13 protein-coding genes and 1 pseudogene are annotated in these 13,592 nt (G+C 67.7%); 4 read left to right on the top strand and 10 right to left on the bottom strand.

Annotation, left to right across the window (positions count from 1 at the left end; translation table 11 throughout):
* Positions 1-330: pseudogene (locus tag NON22_RS04895) on the top strand (hypothetical protein); the annotation flags it as partial.
* Positions 331-722: 392 nt separating this feature from the next.
* Here NON22_RS04895 and NON22_RS04890 read toward each other — a convergent pair.
* From NON22_RS04890 to NON22_RS04880, 3 genes are all read right to left on the bottom strand, one after another.
* Complete coding sequence (locus tag NON22_RS04890) at positions 723-1,700, bottom strand: alpha/beta hydrolase (protein WP_257385808.1); 978 nt, start codon at positions 1,698-1,700, stop codon at positions 723-725.
* Between the two features lie 8 nt (positions 1,701-1,708).
* Positions 1,709-1,990 (bottom strand): hypothetical protein, encoded by a 282-nt coding sequence (locus tag NON22_RS04885; RefSeq protein ID WP_257385807.1) that lies wholly within the window; start codon positions 1,988-1,990, stop codon positions 1,709-1,711.
* A 494-nt stretch (positions 1,991-2,484) separates the two neighbouring features.
* The gene (locus NON22_RS04880; protein ID WP_257385806.1) at positions 2,485-2,877 is read right to left on the bottom strand and encodes a nuclear transport factor 2 family protein; all 393 of its coding nucleotides are present in this window, start codon (positions 2,875-2,877) and stop codon (positions 2,485-2,487) included.
* Positions 2,878-3,156: 279 nt separating this feature from the next.
* Here NON22_RS04880 and NON22_RS04875 point away from each other — a divergent pair, with 279 nt between their 5' ends.
* On the top strand, positions 3,157-3,528 hold the full coding sequence (locus NON22_RS04875) for a nuclear transport factor 2 family protein (protein ID WP_257385805.1): 372 nt from the start codon (positions 3,157-3,159) through the stop codon (positions 3,526-3,528).
* 48 nt (positions 3,529-3,576) lie between these two features.
* On the opposite strand, the gene NON22_RS04870 is transcribed toward NON22_RS04875, so the two are convergent.
* Together NON22_RS04870 and NON22_RS04865 are read right to left on the bottom strand one after the other, a co-directional pair.
* On the bottom strand, positions 3,577-4,011 hold the full coding sequence (locus NON22_RS04870; RefSeq protein ID WP_257385804.1) for a hypothetical protein: 435 nt from the start codon (positions 4,009-4,011) through the stop codon (positions 3,577-3,579).
* 79 nt (positions 4,012-4,090) lie between these two features.
* On the bottom strand, positions 4,091-6,796 hold the full coding sequence (locus NON22_RS04865; protein WP_257385803.1) for a GC-type dockerin domain-anchored protein: 2,706 nt from the start codon (positions 6,794-6,796) through the stop codon (positions 4,091-4,093).
* Positions 6,797-6,968: 172 nt separating this feature from the next.
* Between NON22_RS04865 and NON22_RS04860 the strand changes: the two genes are divergently transcribed.
* Both NON22_RS04860 and NON22_RS04855 read left to right on the top strand, forming a co-directional pair.
* Complete coding sequence (locus NON22_RS04860) at positions 6,969-8,489, top strand: ATP-binding protein (RefSeq protein ID WP_257385802.1); 1,521 nt, start codon at positions 6,969-6,971, stop codon at positions 8,487-8,489.
* Entirely contained in the window at positions 8,486-9,169 is a 684-nt protein-coding gene (locus NON22_RS04855) for a response regulator (RefSeq protein WP_257385801.1), read from the top strand. The genes NON22_RS04860 and NON22_RS04855 overlap by 4 nt, the downstream gene beginning before the upstream one ends.
* 68 nt (positions 9,170-9,237) lie before the next feature.
* On the opposite strand, the gene NON22_RS04850 is transcribed toward NON22_RS04855, so the two are convergent.
* From NON22_RS04850 to NON22_RS04835, 5 genes are all read right to left on the bottom strand, one after another.
* Positions 9,238-9,624, bottom strand: coding sequence for a hypothetical protein (locus tag NON22_RS04850; RefSeq protein ID WP_257385800.1), 387 nt, complete (start codon positions 9,622-9,624; stop codon positions 9,238-9,240).
* A gap of 390 nt (positions 9,625-10,014) precedes the next feature.
* On the bottom strand, positions 10,015-10,149 hold the full coding sequence (locus NON22_RS24940) for a DUF3828 domain-containing protein (protein WP_425507950.1): 135 nt from the start codon (positions 10,147-10,149) through the stop codon (positions 10,015-10,017).
* A 125-nt stretch (positions 10,150-10,274) separates the two neighbouring features.
* Complete coding sequence (locus NON22_RS04845) at positions 10,275-10,829, bottom strand: ester cyclase (protein WP_257385799.1); 555 nt, start codon at positions 10,827-10,829, stop codon at positions 10,275-10,277.
* A 428-nt stretch (positions 10,830-11,257) separates the two neighbouring features.
* On the bottom strand, positions 11,258-12,019 hold the full coding sequence (locus NON22_RS04840; protein WP_257385798.1) for a LytR/AlgR family response regulator transcription factor: 762 nt from the start codon (positions 12,017-12,019) through the stop codon (positions 11,258-11,260).
* Positions 12,016-13,137, bottom strand: a complete 1,122-nt coding sequence (locus NON22_RS04835; protein WP_257385797.1) for a sensor histidine kinase — start codon at positions 13,135-13,137, stop codon at positions 12,016-12,018. Before NON22_RS04835 ends, NON22_RS04840 begins: the two co-directional genes overlap by 4 nt.
* Positions 13,138-13,592 lie beyond the last annotated feature (455 nt).

Here is a 13,592-nt window from a genome sequence, read left to right as displayed (position 1 = left end):
ATCAGCGCGGCCGGCGGCAAGGGCGCCGACGCGCTCGGCGGCGCGTCCGGCAGCGCGGCCTCGGGCGGCGGCGGCGGCGGCGTCGTCAACCTGCTCGCGCCGTCGTTCACGATGCCAGGCACGATCAACGTCGGCGGCGGTGCGGCCGGCAGTGGCACGAACTTGAACTCGAGCACCGGCTGGGGCGGCGGCGGCGGCGGTTCGGGCGGCGCGGGCGGCAGCAGCGGCAACGGCAGCACGGGCGCGAGCAACGGCGGCACCGGATTGTCGTTCCAGAAGACCACCACCGATCCGTCGACGTTGTTCGTCGCGCCGACGACGCGTCGTTGAAGGCGTCGGGTCGACGCGGCACGATCAGATTTGGCGGTACCTGATCAATCGATAAGGGCGAGTCCGGACGAATGCCGGACTCGTCGTTCGCGCTGCTGCGCAGCCGCTCGGGATTCGGACTCCGCCGCGCCGCTCGTTTCGCAGCTTCAGTGATGTTCGATGAGACAGATACGTCCGTCTCTGTGCACCGGGTTCCGGGCGATCGCCACGGAGCGTCCGGCTGGTCATCGATGCGTTTCTTCGGGAGATGCCAACAGCAGCGTCAGCGTTGGTTCCGGCCAGCGCGGGTGCCGTATTCAAGAACACATGGCACGGCGGACCGGGAAAGACGGACGGTGTGGTGGCGGTGTCGTCGAGCAGCTTGCGTGGCCGATGAATAGGTCTTCCTGGCATCAGGGACTGGCGTCCAGAACCGCGATTTCCCTCAGCCAGTTCTCGACCAGCGACGGCCACGACGACAAAGAATGCCCGGTTCGCCTCAATCCGAATGCGTGGCCGCCTTTGGCGAAGAGGTGCACTTCCGCGGAAACGCCGGCTTCGTCCAGCGCGCGTGCATAGATCGTGCTGTTGCAGATTTCATCGACGGGATCGTCCCAGGCTTGCAGCAGAAACGTCGGAGGGGTTCGCTTCGTGACGTGAATGCCGGGATCGAGAGTGGCGCCGGAGCGGCACAGGTGTCCTGGATAGAGTGCGATGGCGAAGTCCGGGCGACTGCTCAGCGCGTCGATCGCATCGATCGGGCTGTAAGAACGCTCGAACAGATTGCTGGTTTGCGCGACCAGATAACCGCCTGCCGAAAATCCGATCACGCCGATCTTGTCGGGACTGATGCGCAGTTTCGCCGCATTGGACCGCACGGTCCGGATCGCCCTCTGCGCGTCCTGGAGCGCGAACGGAACTGCCGGAGTGACGTGGCGTTTTTCTTCCTTGTCCCAGTAGTGGTTGCTCTTGGGGACGCGGTATTTGAGCAGCGCACAGGTGACGCCGAGAGTCGTGACCCAGTCGCATATCTCGGTACCTTCGATATCGATCGCAAGTATCTGGAAACCTCCGCCGGGGAACACGACGATGGCCGCGTCGGTACGGCGGTCGTCCTTCGGTTCGAAGATCGTGATCGTGGGATGCGATACATCGGCGACGCCCGTGTAGTAGCGTCCGGGAACTTTCCTCACCTCGAATACGGTCTCGTCGGCCCTGGGGCCAGCGGGCATGTCGGGAGCACCCTGCGGCCAGATCGGAATCTGCGTCAGTCCCGCCGGCTGCTTCCACCCGGTTGCGTTTTCTCGAAGTCCCCGTGCCGCATTCGGTTCAGCCGAATGGGCGACGAAGGTAGCGCAGACGAGAGCGGCGAACGCGAGAGTCTTGAGCATCGGAGGTCTCAGGAGAGCGCAGACAAGAGCCAGGCTGCGCTTCGAAGCGGAGCTGGCTCGAACGAATCGAGGTGGCCGAGCTTACGCGAGAACCCTTCCGAATGGCTCGATGCCGTTGCCGCCGTGGCGTGAGAGAAGGTGCCGACGCGGTGGCGACAGCGGCTCGGTGCGCCCCGGGGGATTTCGTTGCCGCAGCCGTCGCAGACCGCATCGATGTCCAGAAGGTCGCTCTGGTGTGCATGGAACGGCTGCTCGACACAGAAAATCAGGGAGAAAATCAGGACGCACATGGATTTTCGCCGGGTAGAGAATCAGGACTCCCACGAATTTTTCGCGAACCTGTAGGACGCAACGTCGTGAAGCTGTTGTCTGGGAAAGACCAGAAGCGACTACGAGAAATCGTGACTACGCGACGACGTTGCTGCAGAAGCAGAAGCCGCGCGCTGGGTCGGACAGGAATACGATTTCCGCGCTATAGGCGAATCAATGTCCCGGGACGGCTGGTTCAGAACGTCCGGGCGTCGGTTCAGTGTCGAATTCGGGCGTGTGTGCGGTCATCCAGTATTGTCAGCTGCAGTGCAAGCCGAATGCCTTTGAGCCAGTGCTGGCCGAGACGCGTTGCCCACGCCGCCAGATCCTGCGCCGATCCGGCGGCTCGCACCCGGACGGAGCCATGGCCGCGAACGCGCATCATCCAGCGAGCGGGCCTACTGCCGAGGGTCGGGAGCAGAGCCGGTGCCTGGTCGGTGATCACGTGTCTCGCCTGCCGGTCGACGCGGCAGAATCAGCGCCGCGCCGCCTGCAGCATCGCCGCCATCTTCTCGTGGATCAACGTGACGGCTTTGAGCGGGCGCAGCATCACCTTGAACTCCGTGACGCGTCCCTCGGCGTTCCAGCGAATCAGGTCCACGCCGTTGATGGCGATGCCGTCGAGCTCGAGTTCGAACTCCAGCGCCGCGTCGTGTTCACCGTAGATTTCGCGCCGGTAGCGAAACGAGTCGTTGCCGAACACGGCGAGCGCGGCGGCGAGATACGCCCTGGTGACCGGCTTGCCGACCTGGGGCGTGTGCACCACGGGCGAATGGAATACCACGTCCTCGGCCAGGAGCGCATCGAGTCCGGTGGCGTCGCGCTCGTTCACGAGGCGGTGCCAGCGGGCGATCGGATCGGGGGTCATGCGGTTTGCCTCCGGTAGCGATGGTGCGGTGCGGGCTGGCCGGCGTTGCCTTGGGAGGGCACGGCCACGCGAAACGCGAAATGGTGTCCGTTTGTAGCAGGGAAACGCCGGCGCGGTCACGCCGGCGCGGCGCCGGATCCACGGGCAGCCGCCGGCAGCGCGGCCTCTCCACGAACGTCCACGGTCGTCGTGGACGAGGCCGACGGGCAGCACAACCTGCTGACATCACGGTGTCAGCAGTGCGCCCGTACGCTGGCCGCTCCCTACGGAGGATCCACCATGAACACCACACAGGTAGCCGCCCGGCTGGTCGAGCTGTGCCGGCAAGGCCAGTACGAGCAGGCGCAGAACGAGCTGTACGCCGACGACGCCGTCAGCATCGAGATGGCCGGGCTGCCGCCGGAGGCGCTGGGCGACGTCAGCGGCCTGGCGGCCATCCGCGAGAAAGGGCGTCGCTGGGCCGAGAACATCGTCGAGATCCACGGCGGCAGCGTCAGCGATCCCGTCGTCGCCGGCGAATGGTTCAGCGTCGCGATGGGCATCGACGCGACGTACAAGGATCGCGGACGCATGCCGATGGAAGAGATCTGCGTGTACCGCGTCCGTGACGGCAAGATCGTGCACGAGCAGTTCTTCTATTCGGTGGGGTAGCTCCCGGCGCCGTGGCGTTCGCGAGGCGTGCGCCGCGGCCCTCCACTGTCACCTCACGCCGCAGCCTATGACGGGGTAGCGCGTCGAGCACGCGCTACCCCGGATTGCTCGCGTCTTTCGCAACGGCGACAGCACGCCGGCCGATGATTCTGGAAGCCAATGTGATCGCGCCGGCAGCGATGAATCCCCAGCGCGCGGCGTCCACAGCCGGTCCGGAGAGCAGAAGGCGGCGGCGACGAGCAGCACGGTGCTCGACAGATAGAGAGGTGCTGCGAGCACGCGCCACCCGTTCGGTACGACGTGAGCGCCCGCCCAGTGCACGCGAGTCGCGAGGCCGGCCACCGCGAACAGCGCGAACAACCCGAACGCTGCGCGATGTCCTTTGACGGCGGCGATGCACAGCGCGAGGAGGATCAAGCCGTCGACGATCCAGCCGCCGATCCCGACGGCGCCGGGACGAACAGCGGAATAGTCCTGCGGCATGTCGTTCTCGAGCCGATGCGGCCGGCGACGAATACCGAAACGCGGGACTGTCACGCGCGTTCGTCGCGAACGCAGCGGCCTACTCGAAAGTGCCGACGAACAGCCGGTCTACAGCCGGGCAGCCTGCGTTGTAGTCGCTCTGGTATCTCGCCAGATCCGCCGTCGTGATCGTCGGCAGTCCGCTCGCCGACAGGGAATGGTCGTAGTTCGCGCGCACATTGCCCGCGTTGTACGCCGCAGTGAATGCACCGAGATCGTTCGCGTCGAGCACATGGTCCGCGTTGAAGTCGGCGCGGCAGAACCCGGCCGGTGTCGAGTTCGCGTCGTCCGGTTGCGCCGCGTTGTCGCGTTCGTCGCGATCGAAGTAGCCGTCGCCGTCGCGATCCACGCCCATGCGGTATTGCGCGCCGCTCGGTACCACGGTGAAGGTCACGGGCTCGGCCGCGGTGGCGGCGGTACGCAACGCGGCCGGCGTCGTCGGCGCGTTCTCGCGATCGGTCAGCATCACGGCTTGGGTCGCATACAGGTAGCCGCGGCTCGCGCCGTGCGCCACCACGCCGACCGAACCCGCGTCGGCCTGGGCGAGATAGGCATTCAAGCGCGCGATCAGCGCGGCATCGTCGTTGTTCGCGCCGTTGAACGTGATCTGCTTGCCGACCGTGGCGAAGGTTTCCGTGTCGAACGTCAGCAGGAAGGCCTCGACGTCGCGGCGCGCCTGGGCCGCCGTGGCGGGCGGTCCGAAGTTGAAGCCGACCTGCAGCAGCGCGCCGAGCGAGTCGAATTCGGAGTCGCTGTTGAAACCGAAGCCGCGCAGGTTGGTCTGGCTGGTCTTGGACCAGCCCAGCTTGTCCCACAGGCCGCGCAGCTGCACCGCCTTCATCGGCTGCGGCGCCAGGGGCAATTGCGGATTGTCGACGATGTTGCTGGTGCCCAGCGGCAACGCATGGCAGACCGTGCAGGGGCCGCCGCCGAGGGTCGGCTGGTTCTGGAAAATGTTCCTGCCATTGGCCGGATTGCCGTTGCCCCCGGTGACGGCGAGGCTGGCCGGCAGACTGCCGTCGGCGGCGTGGTTCGGATTCGGCGGATAGGCCACGAGCGCGAGGAAGTTCTGCAGCTTGCTCATGTCCGCCGCGCTCGGCTCGGTGTCGCGGCCCTGCAGGCCGACGAACGCGGGCGAGAACGCGGCCACGTCGTGCCGGTCGCCGCGCCAGTGCATGGCGCCGGCGTTGACGATGCCCTGCAGGTTCTGGGTCAGCATCGGTCCCTTCATCGGATGCCAGACGCCGCAGGTCTGTCCCGGCGGGCACGGCAGGTCGACGGCCTTGAGCGTTCCCTGCGGATCACCCAGGTCCCAGGCCAGGAAATCGGATTTCGCGTCGACGTGGCAGCTCGCGCAGGCGATCTGGCCCAGGCCGCTGCTCGTGTGCGTGTCGTACAGCAGCGGGCGGCCCTCCCGGATCGCCGCGGGCGTGGGATCGAAGAACGCGGTGCGGCCCAGTTCGCTCAGTGCGGCTGTGTCGATGCGCGAGATCGTCGCCTCGAAGCGATTGAGCACGTACAGGCGCGAGCCGCTGGCGTTCAAGGCGAGGCCGGTCGGGCCCTGGCCGACGTTGATGCGTGCCGAGCGCGCGCCCGAGGCATCGGTCACGATCACGTTGTTCGAGCCCATGCCGGAGACGAAGGCGCGCCCGTCGGCCGGATGCCAGACGATGCCGCGCGGATCGCCGAGCGACTGCGCGCGCACGTCCTGCGGCACGCGGCGCACGGTGTAGTCCAGGTGCGGGTTGAGATCGGCGACCTGGGTCAGTGCGACGTTGGCCGGGTCGAACGAGCCGATCTGAACGCGCAGGAAAATACTCTGCACCTGGGGTTCGAAGCGCATCTGGTTGAGTGCCTCGGTGCCGACCGCGGCGACGCGGCCGTCGGGTTTCACGCCTAGCGCCATCACTGTCGTCATGAGGCGGTCGGCGTAGCTCACGGCGAGACTGTCCGTCGCGACGACGGCCACGTCGTGGTCGAGCACGTTCCAGCCGACCAGGTTCGACCAGTTGCGGTTGTTGCCGTCCAGCCACTGACCGGCGGCGGTGCGGCGCACGATCTGGGCGACGCGCGGCGCGGCGCCATTGGCGGGGAGCTGCGGCGGATCGAACGCGGCGCCGCTGTTCGGCGGCGGATTCTGTCCGGCGTAGGGCCCGGCCGGATTGGACACGGCGGGAATGTCCACGATGCTGCTGGCGTTGCCGGATTCGAAGAACGCGACATAGACCCGGCTGCCGTCCGGCGAGACCGCCAGCGCTCGCGGGCGGCGTCCCTGCAAGGCCACGACGGCCGGCGCGGCGCCGAGGTCGGCCGGGTCGTACCGTTTGACCTGGTTCGCCTCGGCGATGCTGACAAAGGCGCGTTGTGGATTGCCGGCAAAAACCACATCGCCGGGTTCGTCCCCGACGTCGACGGTACGGGTCACGCGCAATGTCGCCAGGTCGACCACGCTGACATTGTCCGACAGGGCGTTGACGACCCAGGCCTCGGCGTTGCCGCGCGCGCGGACGCTGACCGGTTCGATGCCGACCGGGATCGACGCCAGCGGCGTCAGGCTTCCGTCGGCGGCGGCCACGCTGAACACTTCCAGGCGCTGGTCGGCGGTGTTGACCGCCAGCAGGCGGCTGCCGTCGGGCGTGAGTTCCAGCGGGTGCACCTGCGCGCTTTCCCAATCGACGAGCCGGTTCTGCGCCGTCGCCGTGCCCGCTGCCAGCGCCAGCGACAACAGTCCGCATGTCCTGCGCATTCCCATGTCCCGGCTCCCCGCCTGATTTCGTCGGCTGCGGACACTGGACTGCGAAATGGAAGGAAATGCGCAGACTCTGTGGAGATTGCCGGTCCCCGCGGAATCGTGAAGAAATCGCGGAACTTCTCCCGATGCGGTTTCGCGCTGCGGCATCTGCCGCTACTGTGCGGACGTGCGCCTACGACTCTGGCATCAGCTGTTCCTGCTCAACGCCGTCCTGGTCCTCGCGGCGCTGGGCGGCGTGCTGCTCGTGCAGCAGCAGGCGTTCCGCCGCGGCCTGGCGGACTATCTCAATACCCTGGACCGGCAGCGCGCGACGGCCGTCGCCGGCGTGCTCGCGCGGCACTATCGCGACGTCGGCAGCTGGGAATCGCTGCGCCAGCGCCCGCGCGTCTGGCTCGCGCTGGTCGGCGCCGGCCTGGAGCGCGAAGACGTCTCATCGGGCGACGACGATCGGCCTCCGCAGGAAGAAGGGTTCCCGCCGCCGCCGGTGGACGATCCACCGCCGCGCGCGAACGAGCGTCCCGCGCTTCCGGACGATTTCCTGCCGGGGCGTCCGCCGCCGCTCGCGGTCCGTCCGCCGCCGCGTCGCCCGGGCGGCATGGACCTGCCGGCGCGCCTGATCCTGCTCGATCGTGAGGGCCGGCACGTCGGCGGCGGCGGCGTGCTCGAACACGCCGATTTCGACGTGCCGATCGACGTGGACGGACGTGTCGTGGGTCATCTCAAGCTCACGCCGCTGCCGCGCCTGCGCGGCGAAGAGGATGTCGCGTTCGTGCGGCACCAGGCCTGGGTTGCCGCCGGCGCCGGCGGCGTCGCGCTGGCCCTCGCGCTGCTGGCGTCGGTCGCGCTCGGCGCGCGCGTGCTGCGCCCGTTGCAGCACGTGACCGACGGCGCACGCCGGCTCGCCGCCGGCGACTTCAGCGCACGCGTGGCGGCCGGCGGCGGCGAGATCGGCGCGCTCGCGCACGATTTCAATCGCCTTGCGCTGGCGCTGGAACAGGCGAGCCGGGCACGGCGGCAATGGATCGCCGATATCTCGCACGAGCTGCGCACGCCGCTGGCCGTCCTGCGCGGCGAGATCCACGCGCTGGAAGACGGCATACGTCCGTACACGCCGGCGGCGATCGCGTCCTTGCGCGCGGAAGCCGAGCGTCTCGGCGCGCTGATCGACGATCTGTACCAGCTCGCGCTGGCCGACGTCGGCGCGCTGGCGTACCGGATCGAGCCGCTCGACCTCGGCGAGCTGCTGCGCGAAGCGACGGCGGGTCATGCGGCGCTGTTGCGCGAACGCGGGCTGGACCTGCGACTGGAGTTGCCGGAGGAGCCGATGCCCATCGAGGGCGACGCGCAGCGGCTGTCCCAGCTGTGGGGCAACCTGCTCGCGAACGCCGCGCGCTACACCGACGCGGGCGGCTGCGTGCGTGTGCAGGCACAGCGTCTGCCGGCGTCCTGGCTGATCCATGTCGACGACACGCCGCCGGGCGTTGCGCAAGCCGATCTGCCGCGCCTGTTCGAGCGGCTGTTCCGCAGCGACGCCTCGCGCAGCCGCAGCAGCGGCGGCGCCGGGCTCGGCCTGGCCATCTGCAAGAGCATCGTCACGGCGCACGCGGGCAGCATCGAAGCCGCGCCGTCGCCGCTGGGCGGACTGCGCATCAGCGTATGCTTGCCGCGCCGCGGAGTCTCCCCATGAGCAGTGCGCGCATCCTGATCGTCGAGGACGAACCCAAGCTCGCGGCACTGCTGCGTGACTATCTGGTCGCCGACGGATTCACCGTCGATCACCTGGAACGCGGTGACGCCGCGATCGCCTGGATCCGGCAGAACACGCCGGACCTCGTCGTGCTCGACCTGATGCTGCCGGGCCTCGACGGCTTCGGCGTCTGCCGCGAACTGCGCACGTTCTCGACCATTCCGGTGATCATGCTGACCGCGCGGATCGAGGAGATCGACCGCCTGCTGGGGCTGGAGCTCGGCGCCGACGATTACGTCTGCAAGCCGTTCAGCCCGCGCGAGGTCGTCGCCCGCGTGCGCGCGCAGCTGCGGCGCGCACAGCTCTGGCAAGGCGGAGGCATGCCCAGGCCCGAAATCGAACTGCAGCCCGAGCGCTTCGAAGCGCGCGTGCGCGGCGCGCGGCTTCCGCTGACGCCGGTGGAGTTCCGCCTGCTGCAGGTGCTGATCGCGCATCCCGGCCGCGTGCATTCGCGCAACCAGCTGCTGGATGCGATCTATGTCGACCACCGCGTGGTCAGCGACCGCACCGTCGACAGTCACGTGAAGAACCTGCGCCGCAAGATCGCCGACGCGGCCGGCGGCTACGATCCGATCCAGTCGATCTACGGCGTCGGTTACAAGTTCGACGAAACCGTTTGAGGCGGCGCCGCGGCCGCGACCTGCATTGGCGGGAAGGCCAGTGTGGATCGCGAAAGGGTCACCGCGTTTCAATGCCGGCTCGGCGCTCCATCGTGGCGCTCGCGCCCGCGCGGCGGTGCTCCGGGCGGCCCCGGCAGCAGCTGCTCGAACCTCGCCAACTGATCGGCAGTCAACACGCTGCGCAGACGCGTTCGGGTCTCCTCGTGCAGCGCGTCCATCTTCTGCCGCATCGCCGCGTGATCCGCATTCGCCTGTTCCTGCAGCGCGCGACGCTTCACGCGTTGGTCTTCCACGATCTGTACGAACTGCGGCACCTGCGCGGCGTCCAGGCCCAGCTCGCGCGCCATGTCGGCGGGCGAGGGCGGGCGCCGAGCTCCATGCCCGGGTTCCTGACCCATCGCGTTCGATACGGCTATCGCGTTCATCAGCATGAAAACCAGATGGCGGTGCTGCATGGGCTTCTCCTCGCTCCGCCCGGCAGCATCGCTTGGGGCGTGGAGGCAGGATGACGTCCCAGAATGCACGGAGAATGGAGGAATTGAGGAGATGCGACGCTTACGGCATTGGGCAGGACGACTATCGCAGGCTCCCTCTTCGCAGGTCGCGCAGGTTTCCGCTTCGCGATCGCTTCTGAACATGCACCATCCTTTGTCAGATCACTACTCGGCATCGGTTGTGCGAGCCGCGGCGCTACATCGGCATTCAATGAGACGCTGTTCGCCGCTGGCGGTGACGCGGCAGTCAGCAGGGCCAAGGCGCAGAACAAGTGCGGTTTGGACGATTCATGGGAAGCAGCGAGAACCAAAGCACTGCCCGGTGCCAGCCCGTCGGTTCGCTCGAACAACTCAGTTCCCGACGCAAGGATGTCGCATGAATGAGCTCAATCGCTCCGGCAGCGTGCTGCCGCCGCCGCAGCGAATGTCATCCACCAGCCAGCGACCGTTCTCCCGCCTGAGCACGACGGTTTCGTGCCATGTCAGGTAACCATCGCCTGGGTGCGCGCCACGGTCCTAATGCCGTCAGAAACCGAGCGAAGTCGGTGCCACGCGATCCCGACTCCGGTTCACGAAAAGGCCGGCCAGGCAAGGCCCTGCGCCGGCGTGAGTCAGCGAGCGCCGGCGGGAGCGCTTTCCTGGGCCGCCGGTGCCGGCGCCGCTGCCGGTTTCGCCAACATTCCCAGCTGCCGCATCAACCCGAGCGAATCGGCGCAGGTCCATTCTTCGGCGATTTGCCCATCCGCCACGCGGAACAATGTCGTGCCCGTGGTCTGCACGGCGCGGCCGGTGGCCGGAATGCCATTGCCGGTGCCGGTGTTGGTCCCGCGCGCCGTCCAGCGCACCGCCACCAGATCCCCCTCGGCAACCTGCTTGTCGACCGTGATCTTCAGGTCCGGAAAGGCTTCGCGCCATCCCTTGGCTTCGGCCATGCCGGCGTCGTGGGTGAAAGTAGTCCTGCCGCCGTGGCCGACGAAGTCTGCAGTGTAGGGCACGTCGAATCGACCCTGGCTGAGGCCTTCCTCGTACACCCGGCGAGTGACTGACTTGTTGAGCTCCAGAGATCCGGCGGGAGCGCCGTCGGCCGCCTTGGCCCGCGACGGAATTGCACCGGTGAGCACGACGATGGATGCCACAGCGGACAGCAGGATGTTGAACGTTTTCATGGCCGAGCTCCGAAACGCAGAAGTGCGTGTTGCGGAGGATGGGCTACCGTGCGGTTGCTCGCGTGCCGTTTGTGCCAGATGGATGCGGCGGCGGGAGAAGTGGAGGCTGCGCTGTGACGGCTGTTGCCGTCGATCGGCGCAAACGCGTTCTCTGCCGCGCCTGTGTCCATCGCGTTCCCGGGTGCGAGCTGGACGGGGCGATGCGGCTCGTGTCGCAGCGGTCGATGCGCCATTCGCGCGCACGGCGGCGTTGCGGCCTGCGGTGGCTGGCCTGCGTATTGTCGTCGCGACGGCCGGCGGGATGCATTTCGGTCCCTATCGTGGCGCAGCCGCATGGGCTGCGCGTCCGGCCGAGCCCCCGTCCTGCGCGGACGAGCGTCACCGGCCGGTTCGCTCGCCCCGAAAGCGAACCCTGCGGAAAGCGGCGCTCAGCGAAGCAACACGTCGAGCGCCGCCCGGAAGCGGCGGCTGCCGTTCACCTGTGCGCCATTCTTGAGCAGAACGACGAAGTCTCCATTGAACAGCGGCTGCACTTCGCGAATCTGGGCGATGCTGACGATGGCCGCGCGCGATACCCGGATGAAGCGTTGTGGGTCCAGGCGGGACTCGAGGCTCGCCATCGTCTCGCGCAGCCGGTGTCGTTTCGCGCCGGCGTGGATCTCGGCGTAGTTTCCTGCGGCGACGATGCGATCGACCTCGTCGATGTCGAGCAATTGAACGCGACTCTCGGAACGGATGGCGAGTCGCAGGGGATAACGCCGCCGCTCTCCCCGGTCGACAGCCTTCAACGCCTCGGCTACGCGGCGGACGAGGCCGTCATCGGGATGGGTCAAGTGGGAACGAGCGCGCTGCAGTGCACGACGAAAGCGTTCCGGATCGATCGGCTTCAGCAGGTAGTCGAGCGCTTGTGCATCGAATGCCCGCACGGCGTGCTGATCGAATGCGGTCACGAAGACGACCGCCGGCATGTGGTTGCCGCCGATGGCTTCAATGACGGCGAACCCATCGAGTTCGGGCATCTGCACATCGAGGAAGACGAGGTCGGGCGAAAGTGCGCCGATCGCCGAGATCGCAGCGCCACCGTCACCGCACTCCCCGACGACGTCGATGTCCGGCTCCTGTCGCAGCAGTCGCAGTATCCCGCGACGGGCGACCGGTTCATCGTCGACGATCAGTACGCGGAGGGTCATGGGGCAGTGCGCCAAGGCAGTTCGATCTCGGCGATGACGCCGCCGTCGGCGGAATTTCGCACGTTCAAGCGTTGCCTGTCCGCATACAGCAAGCGCAACCGCGCCCGGGTGTTCGCCAGGCCGACGCGTTCGGTCGTCGCCGGCGGCAGGCCTCGGCCGTCATCGGCAACGCACAGCAGAAGGGAGTCGCCCTGCCGCTCCGCGCGGATTTCCACGCGTCCCGGTCCGGCGCGCGTGGCCAGTCCATGGCGCAGCGCGTTCTCGACCAAGGGTTGGAGGATCAGGTTCGGAACCCGTGCCTGGAGAACCGCATCGGGAACAAGGATCCGGTAGCTCAGGCGCCCACCGAAGCGGACCTGCTCGATCGCGAGATAGCTCTTGAGAAAGCCAATCTCTTCGCCGAGCGTCACCTCATGTGCCTCGGTGCTGTCGAGCGAGCGGCGCAGCAACGCGCTGAGCTGCAGCAGGATCCGATCTGCCGAGTCGACATCCTCGTGCATCAGCACCGAGATCGTGTTGAGGGCGTTGAAAAGGAAATGCGGCTGCAGCTGGAGGCGCAATGCCTGCAGGCGGGCATCGGCCAGCTGCGCTTCGAGGCGCAGTTGCCGACGATCCTTTTCCCGGGCGCTCCGCACGAGTCGTTCCCCATGGGCCGCGGCGACGATCAGCCAATACACCGGCAGGTTCAGCAGCAGCGTCGTGCCCAGTAGCCGGCTGAAGGCACCGAGCCAGGTGGGTTCGACCTGAGTCGCACCGATGACCGGCGCAGCCAGTGCGAAGATCGCCAGGTTGACCAGGGCGCAGATCGCCGAAGCGACTCCGTGCAGCGCCAGCGCGCCAAGCAGGCGCGGTCGCCGGAGCGGAAACCGCGCCTCGAGCCGCAACGCGATCGGCGTGAGGGCGGCCCAGACCGCGGCCCAGACGAGCCAGATCGCGCTGGCACGTGCCCACGCCAACGATTCGCCGCGCACCTGTGCGGCAAACCAGGCCTGCCCCGCGAGGAGCATCGCGACCAGCATCCAGGCCGCCAGAATGACCACGCTCCGGCGGCTGATTACAGGCCCGTCCTTCACCACCGGTCGTGCCCCTTCGTACTCTTCTCTGGCGATCTGTGCCACCGGTCGGGTCGTCTTCGGTCGCCGGCTCTGTCGCCGGCGCCGGAGCATACCCACGCTCCGTCTGTCCGTGCGAGTGGCGCACGTCCAGGCGCCGCAAGACAACGTCGGAGCGGCGCATGGCCGCTCCCGCAGCCAGGGCTTACGGCCCAGATGAAAACTCGCCTCCATCAGCCCGCGCACGTCGCACGAGAGAATGGCGAGAGTGTCGAGCAGGCCGTTGTGAAGCGGGTCGGGGATTCCAACTGTGCCGTCGCCATGCGGCGAGTTGCTGCCACGTGCCAGGGATTTTCCGTTGCCTCCTGTTGCGAGGTGTGCGGCAGTGCCAAGGCTGCACTGCGGGTGCCTGATTACTCCGGGGGGGCAGGCAGCCGCCAGGGCCGGCGAAGCGGTTCGAGTGTCCTGAGCTTCGGCTGCCTGGGCCGCGCTGCTGTTCGAGATCTCCCGCTTTGTTCATG

Origin of the sequence: Tahibacter caeni, assembly GCF_024609805.1 — a bacterium.
Lineage (GTDB): Bacteria > Pseudomonadota > Gammaproteobacteria > Xanthomonadales > Rhodanobacteraceae > Tahibacter > Tahibacter caeni.
The sequence above is the reverse complement of the archived record's forward strand: the minus strand, read 5'-3'. Positions and strand labels throughout refer to the sequence as shown.

Excerpts from the sequence above, each read along its gene's own strand:
- NON22_RS04890 (WP_257385808.1), bottom strand. The coding sequence starts at position 1,700 with ATGCTCAAGACTCTCGCGTTCGCCGCTCTCGTCTGCGCTACCTTCGTC.
- NON22_RS04885 (WP_257385807.1), bottom strand. The coding sequence starts at position 1,990 with ATGTGCGTCCTGATTTTCTCCCTGATTTTCTGTGTCGAGCAGCCGTTC.
- NON22_RS04880 (WP_257385806.1), bottom strand. The coding sequence starts at position 2,877 with ATGACCCCCGATCCGATCGCCCGCTGGCACCGCCTCGTGAACGAGCGC.
- NON22_RS04875 (WP_257385805.1), top strand. The coding sequence starts at position 3,157 with ATGAACACCACACAGGTAGCCGCCCGGCTGGTCGAGCTGTGCCGGCAA.
- NON22_RS04870 (WP_257385804.1), bottom strand. The coding sequence starts at position 4,011 with ATGCCGCAGGACTATTCCGCTGTTCGTCCCGGCGCCGTCGGGATCGGC.
- NON22_RS04865 (WP_257385803.1), bottom strand. The coding sequence starts at position 6,796 with ATGCGCAGGACATGCGGACTGTTGTCGCTGGCGCTGGCAGCGGGCACG.
- NON22_RS04855 (WP_257385801.1), top strand. The coding sequence starts at position 8,486 with ATGAGCAGTGCGCGCATCCTGATCGTCGAGGACGAACCCAAGCTCGCG.
- NON22_RS04850 (WP_257385800.1), bottom strand. The coding sequence starts at position 9,624 with ATGCAGCACCGCCATCTGGTTTTCATGCTGATGAACGCGATAGCCGTA.
- NON22_RS04845 (WP_257385799.1), bottom strand. The coding sequence starts at position 10,829 with ATGAAAACGTTCAACATCCTGCTGTCCGCTGTGGCATCCATCGTCGTG.
- NON22_RS04840 (WP_257385798.1), bottom strand. The coding sequence starts at position 12,019 with ATGACCCTCCGCGTACTGATCGTCGACGATGAACCGGTCGCCCGTCGC.